The organism is Croceicoccus bisphenolivorans (genome assembly GCF_001634625.1).
Taxonomy (GTDB): Bacteria; Pseudomonadota; Alphaproteobacteria; order Sphingomonadales; family Sphingomonadaceae; genus Croceicoccus; species Croceicoccus bisphenolivorans.
Genome location: NZ_LRSE01000015.1, coordinates 1 through 19,125, shown reverse-complemented (window position 1 = coordinate 19,125; position 19,125 = coordinate 1). Strand labels below are relative to the sequence as shown.

Annotated in this window: 20 protein-coding genes; 4 read left to right on the top strand and 16 right to left on the bottom strand. The window is 63.1% G+C overall.

Translation table 11 applies throughout. From position 1 onward, the window contains the following. Positions 1-52 precede the first annotated feature (52 nt). The 15 genes from A7A77_RS14245 to A7A77_RS14175 are packed head-to-tail and all read right to left on the bottom strand — an operon-like array spanning position 53 to position 12,874. Positions 53-1,798, bottom strand: coding sequence for a conjugal transfer protein TraN (locus A7A77_RS14245; RefSeq protein ID WP_066559773.1), 1,746 nt, complete (start codon positions 1,796-1,798; stop codon positions 53-55). Beyond that, positions 1,795-2,550, bottom strand: a complete 756-nt coding sequence (gene trbC / locus A7A77_RS14240) for a type-F conjugative transfer system pilin assembly protein TrbC (protein ID WP_066559770.1) — start codon at positions 2,548-2,550, stop codon at positions 1,795-1,797. Before trbC ends, A7A77_RS14245 begins: the two co-directional genes overlap by 4 nt. Beyond that, the gene (gene traU, locus A7A77_RS14235) at positions 2,547-3,560 is read right to left on the bottom strand and encodes a conjugal transfer pilus assembly protein TraU (RefSeq protein ID WP_066559768.1); all 1,014 of its coding nucleotides are present in this window, start codon (positions 3,558-3,560) and stop codon (positions 2,547-2,549) included. Before traU ends, trbC begins: the two co-directional genes overlap by 4 nt. Next, positions 3,557-4,186, bottom strand: a complete 630-nt coding sequence (gene traW, locus A7A77_RS14230; RefSeq protein ID WP_066559766.1) for a type-F conjugative transfer system protein TraW — start codon at positions 4,184-4,186, stop codon at positions 3,557-3,559. Before traW ends, traU begins: the two co-directional genes overlap by 4 nt. Next, positions 4,183-4,704, bottom strand: a complete 522-nt coding sequence (locus A7A77_RS14225) for a S26 family signal peptidase (RefSeq protein ID WP_066559764.1) — start codon at positions 4,702-4,704, stop codon at positions 4,183-4,185. The genes traW and A7A77_RS14225 overlap by 4 nt, the downstream gene beginning before the upstream one ends. After that, positions 4,701-5,087 carry a TrbI F-type domain-containing protein gene (locus A7A77_RS14220; protein ID WP_066559762.1) on the bottom strand — a complete coding sequence of 129 codons (387 nt, stop codon included), beginning with the start codon at positions 5,085-5,087 and terminating at the stop codon, positions 4,701-4,703. Before A7A77_RS14220 ends, A7A77_RS14225 begins: the two co-directional genes overlap by 4 nt. Then, the gene (locus A7A77_RS14215; protein ID WP_066559761.1) at positions 5,080-5,466 is read right to left on the bottom strand and encodes a hypothetical protein; all 387 of its coding nucleotides are present in this window, start codon (positions 5,464-5,466) and stop codon (positions 5,080-5,082) included. Before A7A77_RS14215 ends, A7A77_RS14220 begins: the two co-directional genes overlap by 8 nt. Continuing rightward, entirely contained in the window at positions 5,466-8,018 is a 2,553-nt protein-coding gene (gene traC, locus A7A77_RS14210) for a type IV secretion system protein TraC (RefSeq protein ID WP_066559759.1), read from the bottom strand. The genes A7A77_RS14215 and traC overlap by 1 nt, the downstream gene beginning before the upstream one ends. Beyond that, positions 8,015-8,638, bottom strand: a complete 624-nt coding sequence (locus A7A77_RS14205; protein ID WP_066559754.1) for a hypothetical protein — start codon at positions 8,636-8,638, stop codon at positions 8,015-8,017. The genes traC and A7A77_RS14205 overlap by 4 nt, the downstream gene beginning before the upstream one ends. Continuing rightward, entirely contained in the window at positions 8,638-9,507 is an 870-nt protein-coding gene (locus tag A7A77_RS14200) for a DsbC family protein (protein WP_066559751.1), read from the bottom strand. Before A7A77_RS14200 ends, A7A77_RS14205 begins: the two co-directional genes overlap by 1 nt. After that, positions 9,504-10,847 (bottom strand): TraB/VirB10 family protein, encoded by a 1,344-nt coding sequence (locus A7A77_RS14195; protein WP_066559749.1) that lies wholly within the window; start codon positions 10,845-10,847, stop codon positions 9,504-9,506. Before A7A77_RS14195 ends, A7A77_RS14200 begins: the two co-directional genes overlap by 4 nt. Continuing rightward, a complete protein-coding gene (locus A7A77_RS14190; protein WP_066559735.1) occupies positions 10,847-11,653 on the bottom strand; it encodes a type-F conjugative transfer system secretin TraK in 807 nt (268 codons plus the stop codon). The genes A7A77_RS14195 and A7A77_RS14190 overlap by 1 nt, the downstream gene beginning before the upstream one ends. A gap of 8 nt (positions 11,654-11,661) precedes the next feature. Then, positions 11,662-12,225: a type IV conjugative transfer system protein TraE gene (locus tag A7A77_RS14185; protein ID WP_066559732.1), complete on the bottom strand. Its 564-nt coding sequence runs from the start codon at positions 12,223-12,225 to the stop codon at positions 11,662-11,664. A gap of 12 nt (positions 12,226-12,237) precedes the next feature. After that, positions 12,238-12,525: a type IV conjugative transfer system protein TraL gene (traL, locus tag A7A77_RS14180; protein WP_030538242.1), complete on the bottom strand. Its 288-nt coding sequence runs from the start codon at positions 12,523-12,525 to the stop codon at positions 12,238-12,240. 34 nt (positions 12,526-12,559) lie between these two features. Further along, positions 12,560-12,874, bottom strand: a complete 315-nt coding sequence (locus A7A77_RS14175) for a hypothetical protein (RefSeq protein WP_066559731.1) — start codon at positions 12,872-12,874, stop codon at positions 12,560-12,562. A 381-nt stretch (positions 12,875-13,255) separates the two neighbouring features. Here A7A77_RS14175 and A7A77_RS14170 point away from each other — a divergent pair, with 381 nt between their 5' ends. From A7A77_RS14170 to A7A77_RS14160, 3 genes are all read left to right on the top strand, one after another. Further along, on the top strand, positions 13,256-13,738 hold the full coding sequence (locus A7A77_RS14170) for a hypothetical protein (RefSeq protein ID WP_245638496.1): 483 nt from the start codon (positions 13,256-13,258) through the stop codon (positions 13,736-13,738). Beyond that, positions 13,686-13,946, top strand: a complete 261-nt coding sequence (locus A7A77_RS14165; protein ID WP_425388578.1) for a helix-turn-helix transcriptional regulator — start codon at positions 13,686-13,688, stop codon at positions 13,944-13,946. The genes A7A77_RS14170 and A7A77_RS14165 overlap by 53 nt, the downstream gene beginning before the upstream one ends. Positions 13,947-14,168: 222 nt before the next feature. Next, positions 14,169-15,857, top strand: coding sequence for a DUF262 domain-containing protein (locus A7A77_RS14160; protein WP_066559729.1), 1,689 nt, complete (start codon positions 14,169-14,171; stop codon positions 15,855-15,857). A 31-nt stretch (positions 15,858-15,888) separates the two neighbouring features. Here A7A77_RS14160 and A7A77_RS14155 read toward each other — a convergent pair whose 3' ends face one another. Then, the gene (locus tag A7A77_RS14155) at positions 15,889-18,597 is read right to left on the bottom strand and encodes a UvrD-helicase domain-containing protein (RefSeq protein WP_245638494.1); all 2,709 of its coding nucleotides are present in this window, start codon (positions 18,595-18,597) and stop codon (positions 15,889-15,891) included. A 305-nt stretch (positions 18,598-18,902) separates the two neighbouring features. On the opposite strand from A7A77_RS14155, the gene A7A77_RS18265 reads away from it, so the two are divergent. Continuing rightward, positions 18,903-19,125, top strand: a 223-nt coding sequence (locus A7A77_RS18265; RefSeq protein WP_216635590.1) for a hypothetical protein, incomplete at its 3' end; no start/stop codon positions are given.

Below are 19,125 nucleotides of genomic sequence, written 5' to 3'. Positions count from 1 at the left end.
GGGACGAGCAGCGCAGCCATGAGGGCGGCGTTCACAGAGGTACGAAACGCGCTCACGGATTGCTCCTTTCGTAATAGTCGCGGATTTTCTGCTGGATGAGCTCGGAGGTCTGCAGCTCGTCGGGGAGGCGCGCGGCGTCGGTGAACTCGGCGTAGACTTCCGAGAAATCCATGCGGGAGAGATCGAGGCGGGCGAACTCGTCGAGCGTGAAGCCCAGGCACTGCTCGGACTTTGGCTTGGCCCAGGGCTTGGGCAGCTGCGCGCGGCCTTGCTCCTGCAGGATACGAGTCAGCTTGGATTCAAAGCAGCAGTAGACCTTCTTCTTGGTCAGGCAGACGCCGAGGAAGCTCGATGAGCAATAGGTGCCAACATAGGCGCACAGGCCTTGCGCATCGCGCTCGTGCAGCAGGATTTCCTCGCGGCTGCAGCCGAGCGCGACCAGCAGCTGGACGCCGGGGATGAGCGGGAAGCCCTTGCCCTTGCAGCAGTTGAGCACGCCAAAGACCTTGGACGAGCAGGTCTCGCGCTCGCCCTTGAACAGGGTCATGGTCTCGGGATCGAATTCGCGCCGCGCCTGATCCATCGCGTTCAAGGCGACGACCGCGTCCTTGAATTCGTCGTTGGCCTCGCGGGTGATGGTCTCGCACGAGCCGTCGATGCAGTAGACGTCGCCGTCGCAGACATATTGCTGGCCCGAGCTCTCACTCGGCGGCACCGGGCACTCGTAGACGCGCTCGGCGGTCGAGCAGGGACTGTCGCCCGTCAGGCAATCCTCGCGCACGAAGCGGCAGCTGCCGTTGGCCTCGAGCTCGCTGCAATCATTGCCGGCGATCCTGGCCGAACAGGTGTAATTGCGCTGCCAGCCCCAGCAGGGCTGGGTCACCGACACTCCGTCGACGATCCGGGTGACGGGATCGCTGTCGGTGCAGACCTCGCTGTCCTGCGAACAATTGCTATCACCCACAAGGCCTGAGCACTGGCTCTCGTTGCGCTGGGTCGTCACCACGGTTTCGGTGGTCGTGGTGTAAGGCGTTGCGCCATCAACCGGCGCGGTGCAGCTCACCAGGTCGACGTGCAGGTCGCCGTAATTGCAGCCCCAATAGATCCCGAGATAGGGATCGCAGAGGTTGATCGGCCAGGACTGGGTGACGGTGCACTGCGGCGCCGGATAATGATTGCAGGCGTAGATGCTGGCGGGATCGACCCCGCTTCCGCCGACGCAGTAATAGCCATAGATTTGTCGCGGGGCCACGCTGGCCTCGAGCGTGATCGGACAGGATGCGGACTTCTGCTCGGCCGTATAGCCGGTGTTGCAGGTCGCCATGTAAGTGCCGACCGAGCCGGTGCCCGGCGGCAGCGGCACGCAATTGCCCTTCGAGCCGGACACCGACATGCCGCTGGTGTAGTCGAGCGGGGTCTCGCTGATCTCGCCCGACCGCGCGAGGATGCTCTTGATCTCCTGGGGCGAAAAGCGCGCCCGATTGTTCATCGAATCCTCGATCGTGCGGACGGCAGTGTTGCTGGTGGCGGCACTGCGCGCCGCGCCCTCGATCCGGTCCGGATTATCTGCCAAATCCTCGAGGCTTTGCGTTGCGGCAGGATTGAAGCCGGGCACGCGCGAGGCATCGGGCGAAGTCGTCGCTGCACTCTTCACCTGGTCGATCACCGCATTGCCGAACGCCTTTCCGTCGGCCTTCGCATCCGCGGTCGTCTGTCCTGAATTGGATTGGGCTGTGGCAGATTGCGCTGTGCCTGCGCATAGGAGCCCGGCGCAGAGCAGCGTCAGGATCTTTCTCATCGATCCGCTCCTTCTTCGAGGCGGGCCAGGTGAAGGCGCGCCAGCGCGGCGCCGGGGCCGGCACCGTCTTTGATGGTTTCGAGGACCTGTCCGACCGACACATTGCCGGTCAGCCGGTCGTGAGGCGGCGGAACGTCCTGGCAATCAAAGCCATCGCAAGGAGAAAAATCGCTCCCCACCATGACAAAGCTCGGCGCTGCCTCGATGTGGAAGGCGCGGAACAGGCGCGGGTCGATGCCGAGCGCCTGCGGGGCATCCTCGCCTTGCCAGATCTCGGTCAGGAGCGCCTTAAACCGCGCGGATTCGCCGGATGGAAAGCCCCGCAGCACGGTCACGCCGCCGGCGCGGCCCATGTCGCGCACCAATGCCTTCAAGGCCTCGGGCGGCATTGACAGGCTGGCAAAGGCGATGAAGCGCGGGCTCTCGCCAAGCGGCGCTTTTTCCGCCTCGGCCCGCTCGCGAACCATCGCATCGAAATCGAGAACGTCCGTGCTGTTCGTGGCGGATGGCAGACTGTCGGCATAGCGCGCGCCAGCGGCCTGGGCCTGGTCCTGGGTTTGGAGTGCGTCATCGTGCACCGCTTCGGCCCGCTCGCGGACCGCCGCCGCCAGGGCGGCCGCGTCCTCGGCGTGCTCGGCCGAGCGGGCGCGAATGGCGTCGAGATCGATGCCGTCGGGGGCACTCTGGGCGAGCGCGAGACCTGCGAGAGGGAGAGCCAGTCCCAGCGGGATGAGGAGAAGTTTCCGGTTCATAGCGCGCAGCAGTTCCGCTTGCGCCAGACGAGGTAGCCCATGTCCTCGCCGATCGCGGGGATGACCTGTCCAGCCGATTGAAAGGTGGTGGCGGCGCCGATCGGGGGGCAGGCATAGCGCCCCTTGGTCGCCGGGTTCGGATTGGTGGCCTGGAAGCGGTATTGCTGCTTGCGCATCACCGGCATCAGGTACTTGCCGCAAAGCCCCTTGCTGCCCATCGTGCCCCAGGCGACGAGCTCGCGGTGGAGCTTATAGGCGAAGCGCGAGAGCACGAGCCGCGAGGCCTGGACGTGCCCGATCGAGGCCGAGACATTGCCGTTCATCGGGTACATCGAGCCCTGGCAGCCAGCGCACCAGAACATCTCGTCGACCGGCAGGTGGACCGTCGAGGACACGCAATCGGCAGCGCAGGCGGCGAGCGCGAGCGGGTTGGCGAACAGGACCGCCTCGGGATTGATGATCGCGGTGAGTTCGCTGTCCTGCCAGAGCGGATCGATCTCGGAGATGTAGAGAATGTCGATCGAGCCCGATTCCAGGCACAGGAAATCGGCGACGATCTCCATCCAGTAGATCAGCGGATAGGCATACCAATGAACGTGCCAGCTCGAGTAGTTCTGGCTGGCCCCGCCGATCGCCGACGGACCCTTGATCGAGCGGAACCCGATATCGAAGCCGGGATCGAGCTTCATCCCGCCCAGGTTAACGAAGCACCAGGGCTTCATGCTGACGTCGGCAAGCCGAACCGGCTCCCAGAACCCCATGGCGATGCCGGGCCGCAAGCCGCATAGGCACAGTGGCAGGGTCGGGTTGGAAGGATCAGGACGGCTCGACGGCCAGATCTTGAGTCCCCCGACCGAGATCGGAAACAGGCAGGACCAGCAGATATCGGTGATCGGGTTGACGAAGCTGCCGGTGCAGCGGCCGGGGCCCGCATCTGCACTGGCTGGACTGGCCAGCATCAGGCCCAGCGCTCCGAGCGCAGCCGCTACCAGACGACGAAGATGTGTCATGGGCGGGCTCCTTGACGGGGTGGAAGGACGATCTCGCTGACTTCGAGCGCGCGGCCTTGCTGGCGCACCCGCGCCGGCACCGCCCCGATCCCGAAGTGGCGGATGAGTTTGCCGCCCTGGTCGAAGTAGAACCGCCGCTGCCGTGCCTTCATCAGCTCGAGCGGCGCGCCTTTGGTGAGGATGAGCTTCGCAGCCCTAGACTGGCTCAGCGCCCAGGCGAGCTGCTCGGGATCATCGCCGTCGAAGAACAGGAGCTCGGCGCGCAGGGGCACGCTGTCGAGCGGGTTCACCCGCGTGCCGCGGGCATGAATGAGCTCGCCCTTGGGTCCTCGAATATCGGTCTCGAGCGTGATCGTGGGATCAAAGCTCCAGCGGCGGGCGGCGCTCGCGCGGACAAGCCCGCCGACCGGCTCGGGCCGGTTGACCCGGGCCGCCGTGCGCCGTTGCAATTCCTGGTTGAGCCGCGCGGTCTCGCCCGACTTTTCCATGGCGGTCAGCCGCGTATGGATCTGCTCGAGGAGATCGCGCTCGATCACCGGGAAGACTGCGCCGTGCTGGCCATAGTCACGGGCCTCGGCCGCAGGGACGCAGGCGAGGCAGAGCGGAAGGAGAAACGCGCGCCTCACAGGATCGCCCTCCCGCTGCCAAGAATGTGGCCACGGCAGGCCAAGCCCACTTCAGCGTAGCGGCTGTCGAAGCCGCGCGGGTGGTCGCTGCCGACATAGTAGCAGTTCTGCGGGATGACGCCTTCGGGTCCGGGGCTGAGCTTGAGCCCGAGCCGGGTTTTCGCCAGGCGCGCGCCGACCTTGCGCCCGTTGACCAGGACCTCGGCGCCCTCGTGGCTCACCACGTCGCCCGGCAGGCCCAGCACGCGCTTGCCGAAAAGATGCGGACCTTTCCCGAAATGCCTCTCCAGCAGCGGCGAGGCTGGCGGCTCGAAGAAGATCAGGCTGCCACGTGCGATCGGCGCCGACTTGTCGAGCCAGAAGGCCCAGTTGGGCAGGCTCGGGCTCGCATTGATGAGGAACGCATGGTCCTCGCCGAAAGCGGCAATCGGCGCCCAGGCAAATGGCAAGGCGACAATCGCGGTGAGGAGCAACGGACGCCGGACCCGGCGCAGCGTGCGGGCGACAAGATCCGTCATGGCCGTTTCTCCCGGCCAAGCTTGGCGGCGACGCGCTGCTCGAGTTCGGCCGTGGCATCGGGGACATCGCCGGCCAATACCGCTTCGGCGACCAGCACCACCCTGCCATTGCTGCCCATCTCGCGCACGGCGGCCTCGGCGGCCTGGAGGTAAGCCAGCGTTCGTGCCTGCCCATCCTCGGGCGCCTTGCCGCTGCGCGCTTCGGTATCGACGAAGCGCGCAATCGTTTCAGACAGACGAACCGTGACGATCTGCTCGCGAGGGCGCGCCACTTCGCGGCTGACCCAGGCGCCCCACAGAAGGAGGCAGACCGCGAGGAGAACCGCGCCCAGACGCAGCGCCAGTGGGCGATTAAAAGATTGTAATAGGGTCGTGTCAGCCATTGTCGGTCTCCCGGGGAGCGGCCGGAGCGAGCGCGGTTTCGAGGCGCTTCAGGAACCGCGGTGCGCGTGCCAGCAGCACGCCGAGCGAGGTCGCGAGGAACACGCCCTGGAGGTCCTGCGAAAAGGCGATCCGCCGGATCGCGCTCGCTTCGCGGTAATGGTCGGCAAGGTTGCCGAGCTGCGTGAAGAGCAGCCCCAAGTCCCAGCCCGCGAGGAACAGGAAGGCAAAGAGCGGCAGTCCGAGCACGATCAGCAGGCTCGTGACGGCAAAACGCGAGGCCTCGATGAGGACGAAGCAAGTCCCCTGCAGAAACGGCAGCAAGCGCTGCGGCGGCGACCACACGCCGATGTGGTCGAAGGGCGTCTGGTGAAAGGCCATCAGCGCTCTCCCAGCGGCAGACCCGCAACCTTGCGGATCGCGTCGGCGAGCGGCATGCCGCGGGCCTCGAGCGCCTGGATCGCGGCGTAGGTGTCGGGGTCGGACGAAAAGATCGTCGCCGAAAGCGGATCGAGAACCAGACGGCCAATCGCCTCGGTCTCCGGGCCCTTGATGAAGATCTCGGAATATTCCGCGCCCGAGCGCTTCAGGGACCGGATCAGCGTCTCAGTACGATCGTCCATGTCGAGCCGGGCGCTTTGCCGGAAATCGGCAATCGTCTCGGCCTTCTGCTGGAGTATCAGCATCCAGTCGCTGTTCTCGAGCGCGGCGCGGGCGCCGTCCGACTTGTAGTAGTCGTTGAGCGACTGGGTGGCGGTCGCGAGCGCGCCGCCATATTTGCGCGCGGTGCGGGCATAGGTCTCGACGAACTCGCCCATCGAGCCGCCCCGCAGCATCGACCAGGCTTCGTCGATCAGCAGCAGCTTGCGCGTTGCTCGCGACGTGCGCGTCATGGCCTGGCCGGTCATGAACATGATCGCCGAGAGGACGACGCTCCTCAGCTCCTCGCGGCTCGCAAGGTCGCTCATCTCGAAGACGGTGAAATCATCGTCGAGCGCGAAGCTGGCCTTGCCTGAAAAGAACCCGCCGTAGCTGCCGCCACGGCAGTAGGGGGCGATGGCGGTCGCCAGGTTAGCCCCAAGCTCGCCGCCGCCCGCGCCAAGGGCGGCCGCGATATCGTCGATGCTGCCGCCGCTGCCGAGCGTGTCCCAGACCGTCGTCACCGCCCGGTCGATGAGGCCGCGCTCGGTATCGCTCGGCTTGTCATCGTGCCGCGCCATCTGGCCAATGATCGCCTTGATCATGGCAAAGCAGTCGAGCCGGTAGTCTTCATCGCTCGCCGCCCGGGCATCGTCGACCATCGAGAAGGGGTTGAGCGAGAAGCCGGCCGCCAGCGTGAACTCGACGAAGCGGCCGCCCTGAAGCTTGACCGAGTGCTCGAACGAGCGGCCGTCGTCGATCACGACGACTTTGGCGCCCGCACCGCGCAAGGCCGCGCAAAGCTCCTGGAGCAGGACCGACTTGCCCGAACCCGACTTGCCGCAGATCGCGATGTTGTGGTTGCCCGCTCCGTTCTCGAACGGCGACCACCAGAAGGGCTGGCCCCGGCGGCCGACAAGCAGGAGATGCGGCACGGAGCGGCCGAGATACTCGCCCTGCATCGGCGCGATATTGGCCGCCGTGGTCGAGAGCATCGTGCGCATGCGCTTCAGGCGAAGCATGTCGTCCGCCAGCCCATCGGCGAGGCTCAAGGGGAAGGCCGCGACCAGGCCCTGGAGCTGGAGAAAGCGCTCGTCAGCGAGATCCCAGCCCGCGGCCTTGAAGATCGCCTTGATCACCCGCTCGTGTGCATCGCCTTGGCCGAGCGGCGAATAGCTGGTGAGACCGTAGAACAGCTTCACCAGCTTCTTGCCGGCCTGCAGCTCGTTTTGGACATGCCGCCACTCAGCCGACTGGTCGGCAAGCTTGGGCAGGAAACGCGCGCTTTTGGTCTGGCTGAGGCTCGTGGTGCGCATGAACTTGTAGCCCGCGCGCGCCGACGCCGCTTCCTGGTCGGGATAGACCAGACACAGCATTGTTGCGGTCGGACAGGGAAACCGCAGCTTGTCGGTGAACATGTCGCCGATGAGGCGCGCGCATTCCCATGGCGCCCAGCGTTCGGGAAACGCGCGCACGGCAAAATGGCGCAGATCGAAGCTGTCGGGCAGGCATTCGCCGACTTCGGGATGGCCAGCGCGGTCGCGGCCGATCTCGCGGAACCGCTCGGTTCGCAGCACCATGCGGTCGTCTTCGACCTCGAGCTCGATGTCGCTACGGATCGCCTGGACGTCGATCTGCTCGAGCGGATTCCAGCTTTCACGCTCGGGTTCGCGGGCCGTGGTTGGCGACGTCAGCTCGTCGATCAGCCCGATCAGCGCCGACGGCCGCAGCGCATGGGCTTCAAGGCCCAGCGAATGGATGAGGCCCAGGAGCCCGTCGCGGCATTCGGCGAGTTCGGCATCGGTGACATACGCGCTCTCGGGGACGCCCAATGAGACGATCAGACGGCTGCTGCGGACATGGAAGGGAGCATGCGCCGAACCGCTCTCCCAGACGAGATCGTAGAACCGGGCAATCCGTTCGCGCGCGATCGCCTCGTAGACGCCGCCCTGCTCGTAGCGAGGCGCGAACCACGGTGAGACGACCTGCCCGATGCGCGGGCTCGCGAAATTGAGCACCTGCAGGCAGGCTCCCTGGGGCAGCCCTTCGGAGAAGAACTGACCCAGGATTTCGCCGGTGCGCTCATCGGCGCCGATGAGCGGCGTCACCTCGAGGATGAAACCTTTGGAGTGGGCATTGCGGTAAAGCCCGGCGCTCTCGTCGAAGACCCGGTAAGGGAGCCAGTCCGAGAGCATGTCGAGGGCAAAGCTCGTGCGCGGCTTTTCGGCCGAGGCCGTGTCGGCGAACAGCGAGCCCATCAGCGCGTCGCGCGCCCTGGCAAGCGAGAGAGTCATGGCTTTTGACCTTCCTGAGGAGCGGGCTCCTCCTTCTGTGCGTCAGGTTGGGGGACCCGGGCCGGGAGGGAGGCAGTCCCGGGTCCCCCGGCCGGCGCGTGCTGCAAGGGGGCAGTGAGCACGTCCGGCAAGGCGGTGGTGGTAGGATCGGCAGGAAGATCGGCCGGAGGACCGATCGGGCGCGGCGGCTCCGCCGCGCTTTCGGGATGGCGCGCGGCACTCACCGCGCGGGCGAGTGCCCGAGCGACTTCGCGGCGGCTCGCCGGATCCTGAAACTGGCTTGCAGCACTCGTCGGCAGCGGGACCTCGACGACCCGCGCTTCATGCGTCCGCCCATTGTCGTCGCGATAGGCCGCCAGCACGACGCGCAGCCGTCCCTCGGATATCTGCGGCAGGACGCGTGCCGAGGGCGGCCTCATCGCTTCGGGCGCTTTGCCCGAAGCCTGGGTGGCTGCTTCATCGATCACCGAGGTCGGCGCGCAATTGCCTTCCGGCGCGCGGCACGAGAAGCTCCCCTTGACGTTGCCGCCGAGCACCGCGCAGCCGCTGGTCGCGACAGCGAGGGCAACGAGCGCCGCAACACGCAGCGGCGCGAGTGAAAGTCTGTTGGGCCTGCCCATCACTGGCCTCCCTTGTTCGGAGTGAGGCCAAGGAAGCGGCGGATCTCGCTTGCCGGGCGATAGCCCTGCAGAACCGCGCCATCGGTCGCCCGCACCAGCACCGGGGTGCCGTTGAAGCCATTCGCCTTTGCGAAAGCCTCGTTCGCATCGAGGCCCTTGGGCTTGCAGCCAGGCCGCGCTTGTGGCGCATCTCCGGCATAGGCGGCGTGAAGTGCGGCGGCCGGATCGAGCGCGCAGAGAACGGCCTCGGAGAGCGCGCGGCTCTTGGCTCCGAAGATCGAGATCGGCCGTTCCTCGACCTGGACGCCCGCCTTGGCGAGCTCACCGGTCAGGCGCTGGCAGTAGCCGCAGTGGAAGTCCGAAAAGACCACGACTTTGGGGCCTGCCGGATTGCCCCAGCGCACGGCGCCATCGGCGGGCAATTTGGCGAGATCGACCTTGGTTGGGACCGCGTTCGCAGGTTCGTCTTGCTGCGCCTTGCTGTCGCCGCCCGCGCGCGCCGCGCCGGCAGCGATGAGGTCCGGGTTGAGCTCGAGCAGCCGCGCTGCCGTCACATCACGGCGCGTCTCCATGTCGTAGAGCCGGCCGACCAGGAGGTAGCGGGCACTCTCATCAACGTAGAACAGCGTAGTCCCCGACACGACTTCGCACAGCCCGCCGAAGCCCTCGCAGGTGAGCGCGTCGATCGGCGTCTTGGGAAGGCGCGCTTTGAGCGCGGCGCGCACGGCGCTTGACGTGGCGCTCGCCTGAGCCGGCGCGGACGTCACTGCAGCGAGACCGAGGCTGACGACGGCAAAGGCTGTGGTGACGGCAAGCGCCGCCGTTGCGGCACGGGCTTTGAAGCCCGGCCGGAATTCCGTGTAATTCATTTCGTGTTGCTCCTGACGTGAACGCCGTCGAGGAAGACGATCTCGACCTCGATGCCGGTCGGCATCTCGACGACGGGTTGGTATTGTTCGGCGCGTTCGATGAGGTACTTGCTCACCGTGTCGGCGGCCTCGCCGGCGCCCTGGCCGATGCCGCCTGTGACAATGTCAGTCGGCGAGAGCGCCTGACGCTTGCCATCGGCCCCGATCTGGCCGGTGAAGATGCCATTGGCATTGGCGGAAAAGCCCCGACCAAAGCCGCCGACGATCCCGGCGAGGAGGGCCTGGCCAACAAGGCTGCCTTCGCGGCTGACGACACGGCCACGCACGCCCGACTTGCCGGCAAAGCTGATGAAGCCTTTGACCTCGCTCATCGCATAGCGGCCGCCCGGCTGCGCACAGGTCATGCGCGCAAGCTTCACATAGACTTTCTCGCTGCTGAGATCGCCGCGGGCCGCGCCGTTGACGAGGCAGCCGGTGATATCGGTCGTCAGCACCTTGCCGCCTCGCATGACCGAGCGTGCCGGCCCGGTAATCCTGAGCACCACCGGGAGTGGATCGGTCTGGCTGGCAACGCCGGTCGAGGCATCGACACCGACAATGACCCGCGCCGGCGCATAGCTGTTGGGCGGCAGGTAATCGGGGCTGTCCTGCAGCAGGAGCTGCGGGGCCGCGCTGTCGCCTCCCGGCTTCTTGGGTCCGGTAGCGCCGGTCTCGAAGCTCATCAGGCTGACTTTGGCGTCGGTTGCCGGGCCGTCGGCACCTTGCCGGTTTGTCCCTGGTGCCGGGGTGCCAGTACCCGGAGAAACACCAGGGCCATAGGCAGGCGGCGGCATGACCGGTGCAGCCGGCGCGCGCGAGGCCTGGTCGAGCTGCGATTTCAAGGCCGCGTTCTCTGCCGAGATTGCATCGATCGCGTGCTGACCGTCGGTGCGCATCTGCGCATTTTCGGTCTTGAGCGCGGCAAGCTGCTGTTCGAGCTCGGGACGCGAGACCTGGCCTTCCTTGAGCGCCTTGATCTCCCGGTCCTGGGCATCGGCACGGTTGCCGTAAGTCGCGACGAACTCGCGTTCCGACAGGTTGCGGTTGACGAGCCCGCCGGTGTCGATCGTCACCGCCTCGCCGGAAGTACCCGAGCCTTTGCCCTTGTCGCCGCTGAACAGGAACGTCGCGCCGCCGACGAGGGCAAGAGCGCCAACACCAATGAGCAGAGCCTTCTGGCGCTGGGCGATCTGGCGATTGAGGTTACGGCGTCCGACTTCGCGCCGGCTTTCCGGAGTGGCGGCCACCTGGCTGCTGTCGGCGGCAGGTTCACCGCCCGACCGTTCGGTTTCGTGTGCCATTACTCGAGCCCTCCCTTGCGGAAGACAAGGAAGGCGCTGGTCGTCTCGCCCGGACGCAGCGCATCGCGGCCATAAGCAAAGGCGATGGTTCCGGCCGGACCCTCACGGTCGGCTGCGAGGTCGAGCGGCTCCTTGCCGAGGTTGCGCAGGACAAGGCGCTGGCCGACGAGCTCGGCGCCGGAATATTCCGCGACCAGCTGGACCTCGATCCCGCCCGTCTTGCGGGGGAGCCCCAGTTCGGCGCGAGCGGAGAAGCCGGGAAGAACCGCGTCCCCTGCCATGGCTTCGATCAGGCGGATCGCCGCCTCATCGGGACCTGCTGTCTGCTCCCAGTCTTCGGCTTCGTGGGTCTTCAGCGCCGGATTGGTGACGAAGATCTGGCTCGCTTCCTGGGCGGCCGTCCGGCACGCGAACTTGTAGACGTAGCCCGCCTTGCTCGTGGCGAAGAAGCTGACCCGGTCGGCGGCAAACTGGGGCGGCACTGAAATGTAGATGTCGCCGCGGACCGGCTCGTGGGTCACGGTGAAATCGTTGTAAGGATAGGCGCTGGCGATCTTCGAGACGTTGGCAAAGCCATCGTCCACCAGCGCAATGCGGGTCAGTTCGCCGCGCGAGAGCACGCAGTCGATCTTGGCGTTGTCCGCCGCTTCGACGAACTGGTCGGCGAAGGCCGGGGACGCGCTGAACGCGAGGGCGCACAGGGCGACGCCAAGCGCCTTGAAACCGATGTCGACACGGCGTGTGACGCCTAGTCCGAAACAGGCGAGACCGGCACCAAGTGCGGTCGTTGGGGTAAGATAGCTCATGGCCGTCTTCAGTCCTTCTGGCTTTGGTCTTGCAGCTGCTCGAAGCCGACGAGCCCGAGGGCGAGGCCATGCCGGCTCCAGCGGAACCGGAAGCTGCGATCGTTGCTGGCGATCACCTGCGCGCCGACGAAGGTCTTGAGCGTGCCGGTGACGGTCGAAGTGAGGGCGGCCGGGTCGACCTCCATCTTGCGGATGACGAAGGCCTGGGAGATGTCCGAGCCGCGCTGCTCGTCGACGATCTTGACGAGCTCGGCCTTGAGGCGGCCGTGGGAAGCCGGATCGGCGAGCTTCAGTATCTCGGCCATCCAGTAGTCGAGGCCTTGTGGGCTTCGGTTGAGCAGCATCAGCGCGGTGTCGCGGGTGACGAGCTCGAGGTAATGCGCATCCGGTCCGGCACTGGAGAGCGAGAGCCGTTCGCTGGTCACCGGGACCAACACGACTTCCCGGTCCCGGGTCGCCGCCGCGCCCACGCCGAACAGCGTGGTGACAGCGAGGCCGCCGGCGACCAGCGCCAGCCAATTGCGCTGGCGCAGGTATTTCTGGGCCTCTTCGTATGCGAATTCTGCGCGCATCGCTTGTCTCCCTCAGCCGGCCAGGAGGCGGCAATGGGAGGGCGGCGTGGCCTTCAGCCCGAGGAAACCCCCGGGCATGTACCAGTAGGCAGCATGCACCAGCGCCGAGCCCGCGTTTCCGGATTTCGCCTTCCGCAAGACGAACCAGGTCGCAAAGGACAGTGCGATCCCGATGAAGATGTGCTGCGCCAGGATCCCCCAGGCAAAGGGGATCAACAGCCCCGCGAACTCGTCGATGGTCCAGAAGCCGATGAGCTCCGGATCGTCGAGCCGTTGGGGAACGAGGTACTTGTCGGCCATGTTGCCGCCCTCCCGCCGTGACCGGATCCGCTGTTCAGATGACCGCGGTCACGACCGAGGTGACGATCGGCACGCCCGTGCCGACACCGATGCCGACGCCCACCGGCACGGCGATCTGGCCGAGCGTGAAGCGACCCGAAGCGAGGCCGATGAGGCCGCCCGCGAGGCTGAGCACGGTGATGATCTTGCCGCCCGAGCCCTCGAGAAAATCGGTGAACTTGACGAGCGCGGGATCGAAGGTGGTGTCGGCGCCGGCATAGGCCGCGCCAGCACCGGCAAGCGCCACCAGCGCGGGCAGGATGTAGTCCTTGAGCTGAGTCCGCCGGGGAAGCTGGAGAGGGGTATTCATGAGGCAAGGCCTTTCGAGGATTGAAGGAGCAGCAAGCGGTCAACCCGTTCGCTGTCTGTTCTTCGTGATCCCTCGATGCCCCTGTAGGAAATCGCGACCGTCGTCTGGGGCCTGCCGGCCAAGCAAAAAGCGACATCAAGAGGAGCGCGAGCCGGCAATCGCGCTGCCTCGATCTCTTCGGGCGTCAATCATGCCGAAGATCGCGCCAATGAAGTCGGAATCCGCGCCAAGTCGGCCGATTTCTGCGCGAATCGAGGGAAGCGTCTGATTCGCGCCTTCCCCTTTGTTCCTTTTATGTTCTTTTCGTTTTCCTACACCCTTCCTCATCCGATAGCCGGTGAGTCGATCATTCCGGACAAAGGAGAAACACCAGTGATCGACATGGGCGTACTTGGTGAAAGCCAGACCCGGCGCGACCTCGCGCACCTTCTGCACACCGCCGTCGAACAGAGCGGTCGCAACCGCTGCGAAATTGCGCGTGAGGCAGACCTACATAAAGACGCGCTACGCCGGACGCTGTGCGGCGAGAGAAGCCCGAGCCTTGGCGAAGCACTGCGTATCCTGGCCTCATCGGGCATGGCGCCGCATGCGCACCTGCTGCTGTTCTTGGGTGCCGGCGGCGACCAGGCGACCCGCTGGCTTCAGACCGACATCGCCCAATTCTTCGAGGAACTCATCTGCGAGCTGCCAGCGGCCCTCGAACGCGTTCTTGGGAACCAGGTGCACGACGTGAAGCCGCGGTGGGCCAAGGGCACTGCGCATCGCGTGGCACGACTTCTTGCCGATCACATCGACGAATTGGAGCGCAAAGATGCACTGCTCGGCGACATCTATGCTGCCACGTTGGGAGGTCGCCATGACTGAGGCGGAGCAGCAGGTGATGCCAGAGCCGAGGCGTGTGACACGCCTCATCCGGCTCAAGGAAGTGCAATACCGCGTAGGCCTTGGCCGATCGACGATCTATCGCTGGATGGCGGAGGGGAAATTCCCGAAGCCCATACAACTTGGCGGATACGCAGTCGCTTGGGCTCAGGAGGACATTGATGGTTGGATCGCAACCAGGCTTGGGTAACCGCTCATGTCCTGAAGCAGATGTTTTTATCCCGCATTTTCAATTTTCGGGGAAATGCGGGATAACGTTTTGGTTCAATGCCTTCGTTATGCGCAATTCTCGTATTGCGCTCGCAAGGCATATTGAGTCCTGAGGTCCGACGTTCCGGCCTCCCTGCCGTGGGGCCCGATTGACAGGTCCGGACTCGACCTGCACTTTCGCCCTGTCAGCAGGGAGACGATCGTGTCGAAGAAGATTAGTGGCGCCGAATATCCTCTTTCCAAGATTTTCTCGTCCGATTTTGAATATGTCATCCCTTCTTATCAGCGACCTTACGCCTGGACTCCCGATCAGGCCGCCGAACTCTTTGATGACCTGATCACCTTCTTTCGGGCTGAAGAGGAAGAAGGCTACTTTCTTGGCAGTATCGTGCTGATCAAATCAGAGGATAGCGCTTATTCGCAGGTCATCGACGGACAACAGCGCTTAACGACACTCACAATTCTGCTGGCAGCAATGGCCTGCGCAAACGATGGTGAGGACAAGGAGGAGCTCCGCCCGTACATCCTCGAGCCGGGCAAGAAGATGGAAGGAATCCTGCCTAAACCCCGACTGTCCTTGCGTGAGCGCGATAGAGCCTTCTTCGCCAAATACATCCAGAGTCTGAAGCTCGATGCTCTGATAGATCTCGACCCTTCGTCGCTGGACAACGAGTCACAGGTCAACATCCGGGCAAACGCTAAGCATTTTGTTCAGGCAGTTGCCGACGCCTTGCCGACGCCAGAGAAGTTGCGCGCTTTCGTCACCTTTCTTTTGACGCGGTGCTATCTGGTTGCCGTCTCGACGGCCAGCCAGGAATCGGCTTTCCGCGTATTCTCGGTGATGAATAGCCGTGGCCTCGACCTTCAGCCGACCGATATCATCAAGGCAGACACGATTGGTAAGCTGAAAAGCGAGAATGATCGCCAAATTTATAACGATAAATGGGAAGAGATGGAGGTCGAGCTCACACGCGACGGATTTCGTGACCTGTTTACATATATTCGTATGATTTACGCCAAGGAGAAGGCTAAGCGAATATTGCTTGAAGAGTTCCGTGCACACGTCCTTCCGAAGAATCCGGACCCCAAAATTTTCATCGATGACGTGCTCGAGCCTTTCTCAGATGCTTTGGATGCGATCCGCAATGCCTCGTATTCAGCGACGTCTCATGCAGAGGATGTCAATTATTACATAAAATGGCTTCAGCGGATCGACAATTCTGACTGGATCCCGCCCGCAATGCTGTATCTTAAGGAGCAGCGAAACAAGCCCAAACGGGTCGTGCGCTTCTTTGAATTGCTCGAGCGTTTGGCCGCGTACATGCACATTTGCCGCTGGAATGTGAATGATCGCATCGAGGTCTATGCGCAACTCATCAGCGATATCCAGTCAGGCGCAGAGCCAGACGATATGTCGCAATTCGAGTTTACCGACGAGGATCACGAAGCATCTCGCGACGCACTCGACGGCGACATTTATGATTTGACGCCACGGCGCCGCAATTACCTGATCCTTCGCCTGGATTCCTTCATCTCTGACGGGGCCGCAACCTATGATCCCTCAGTCCTCACGATTGAGCACGTTCTCCCGCAGACGGTGCCAGCTGACAGCGAGTGGAGGACATGGTGGCCTGATCCAGCCGAACGCAAGGAGTGGGTACATCGTCTCGCAAATCTCGTTCCACTTAATAAGAAGAAGAATTCGGCTGCGCAGAATTACGAATTCGGCCCAAAATGCGAGATATACTTCTCAGGAACCAAAAATGTATCCTCATATGCCCTAACAAGCCAGGTCATGAAGCAGAAGAAATGGACCCCAAAGGTTGTAGAGGATCGTCAGCAGCAACTGCTCGAAATCCTCTACGAGAATTGGGACATCCAGGAGGCCTAGAGCACGCTTCGCTCGCAGGCCTGTCAATGGATCAAGCACTCTTTGCCAAGGCCGGAGCTGTCTGCTGTGTGTGGCGGCACTCGGGGAATTGATTGCAGCCGTAAAAGGTCGTGTCGTTCCGTCCTTTACGTTCAACCAACTCGCCGACCAGGCAACTGGGACACTGATCGAGTTCCTTGCCATCGATGGTTTCAAACCGGACTTCGTTGCCGGCGATCTCGCAAAGCTCGCGAATGTAGCGTGAGGGCTTGCGTCTGTTGCAGAGGATGAACGCCCCTCTGCTGGCGCGGGTGAGTGCGACATAGAAGAGCCGGCGCTCTTCCGCATAGGCAAACGTCTCCGGACGCGGGATGACGAGATTGAGCAGCTCGTCGTCTTCGATCCGGCTTGGAACGCCGTAGTCCCCTTCGCTGACATCAAGCAGGATCGTGTAGTCGGCCTCCAGGCCCTTGGAGCGATGAAACGACAGGCCGGTGACCTCGATTGCCGAAAATTCGGGGTGCCGACCGTGAAATGGATCCAACAGGTTGTAACGCCACAACACCAACACCTTCAGCTTTTGCCCTGCCTCACGCCGCCATTGGCCCGCAATACCTTCAAGGAATGTGTTCAGGCGATCGAGCAGCTGGAAACAGGCTTTTGGAAAGCTCGGTTTCCGCCACTCGACGCTTACAGGAATGACTCGGATTGATCGCGGTATGGCGGCGCGCGTCGACCGCACTGTCTTCTTGATCTGCTCTGGATTACGCTGGACGAAGCCTGCTGCGGTGTCGGCGAGCAGCTGGTTGCAGCGGTAGGTCTGTTCGAGCCGACCTTGCCAGCAAGCGCCAAAGTTCGCCTCGAACTGGGTGAAGATCGTAATGTCCGAACCGGCAAAGCGGTAGATCGACTGCCAATCGTCTCCGACAGCAAAAACCTTCGTGAAGGGCTTCTGGTGTTTGAGCGCCTTGATCAGATTGGCCCTCGGGTCCGAAATGTCCTGAAACTCGTCCACTAGGATCAGTGAGTACGGGCTCTGATAGCGTCCTGTCTCGACGAGGCGCACCGCGTCGCCGATCATCGAATCGAAGTCGATACGCTTCGCCTCGTCGAGCTTGCGTGAATAGGCTTCGGTGATCAGCCAGACCGCACGCGCGAAATGCTGCGCCCGGGGTTTGTCATGGAGGGACTTGGCCCGCTCGAGCAGCATCTCCAGCGTAAGCTGGCTAGCCCGGATATGCTTGATGCACACGCCGATCAGCTTCTGGTAGTGCGTGATCACCACCGGCTCGATCGCCTTGAGGATTTCGTCGACACTCTTCTCGGTCAGCAGAATTTCGCGTTTGACCAGCTCTGCCTCAAGATGCGGCAACAGCGTTCCATCGCGCGCCTGTGCCGAGGTTGTCTCGAAGAAATCCAATTCTTCGCGCTTGTAACCGGCGCGTTTGCCCTTGGTGTGCTCAGCGTAGTTCGCAAAGGGCGAGGAACCATCCGCGTTGATTGCGAAATGCTCGTGGAACGTGTCGGTCAGGGGGTAGTGGAAGTCAGGCTGGACAAATCGCCGGCTCCCATCCTCCTCTTCGAATGAAATTTGCTTCTCATATTCGAACGCGACCGAATGAACCCAAAGCCAGTTCGCGATCCGCTGCTCCTGCAGGGATTTGACGTATAGATCCTCGACGAGCGTGCCGATGGTGCTGCCGCCCTTGTCGTTGCGATCGGCGATGTAGCGATTGTAATCCGCCTCCGAGTCAAAGACCTCCGCCGGGATGTCAGCCTTCGGCAAAATGGAGAGGAGGTCGATCCATAGTCGACGAAACTCTTCGTTTGCCTCCATCAGCTCGCGTATGATTTTGTCGATCACACGGGCTTCACCGGCGGGATGCTCGACCCAGTTGGCCAGCTGCGGTGGTCGGCCTTCCGTTTCTTCAATGATGCCCCGGCCGAGCGCATGAAACGTAGTCACCCGGCATTCCAGCGTTTCCTCTTCGACAGTCAGCTGTCTGGCGATCCGTTCCTTCAGCTCATCAGCGGCGCTCTTGTTGAAAGCGAGAACGAGGATCTCGCTCGGATCGTAGAGCCCCTTCTCGAGGACATAGGCCACTTTCCCGACCATAGTGGCAGACTTGCCTGATCCGGCGGATGCAACGAGCAGGTTGTTGTCTTCCAGGCGGATGCACGCCTCGCGCTGTTCCTGGGAGAGTGAAAATCCGCCAAGGTCGGCGAAGAATCCCTCGAACTTTCGCATCTCGTGCACAACGAAGTTTTCGTTGTAACGGCTACGAACGCCCGGATCGGTGAGCATCTCAAATGAGGTTGGCAGATAGGCCCTGAGCGCATCCGGGATAAGAGCTGCATCGAACAAGGGGTGCGCCAATGCCAGTGACGCATTCCCTGGGACGCTTGCAATCGCCCGGCTGACGTCGGCATGAGCAAGATATTGCCTGTTGCTGTCGGTGATCGCGCGAATTTTGCTATCGACCTCGCGCAGGCGTTCCTTGTCGGAATCGATGAGATCCGCGAGGTGCTGGTTCACGAAAGCCAGCAAGTCGTCGCGTAAAGTCTGAGCTGCCTTGGCGGTCAGGCCGGACAGGGCATCGATACGGCCCTTCGACCGGATTTCGACCGTGTGCCAAAGCAGGGCCTTGGTTGACGAAACAGAGGTGACCCCAAGGCACGGGATTTCGTCCTGGCCAGTCGATTTCAGTCTAAGCCGATCCTGGAAAGCGGGGCTGAGGACCAGCTTCCAATTCTCCGACAAGAAAAGGCGTGCCCAAAGGCTGGGCCGGTATGTGCGGGATCGTCCAAGCATTAGGGGTTTCGCTGCCACATTCGCCAATGCGCGTCACGGGCGCGGTTGGAAATTTGACTGCGCACTCGGGCTCGCAACGGGATGTAAATCCGGCGCTGGTAAGTTTACTCTCAACGTTGCCTCCTGGCCGCCGCCATGCTTTATGCCAAGTAACGCATTGGGGGACAGCCGGCTAAACTTTTCTTAACCACAGGAACTGCTTAGTCAGCTTTCTTTGGTCTAATTTTCCGACATGAAGTATGGAGTGCAATGGGGTGGCGGCGTTTGACTTAACGAAAAATGCCTTCGCACTATTGGATGTGACGCCCCGAGCAAATCGGGCGCAACTTGAAGATGCCTACCAAGATGCGCTTCTGGAGGCAGATAATCATAAAGCTGAAGCCGTTCTCAATCGTGCCCAGCAGTCTCTGATATCCCCGCGTGACCGGCTCGAAAGCGAGTTGGGGTGTCCGTCGTCAGAACATTTGGCACAACTCG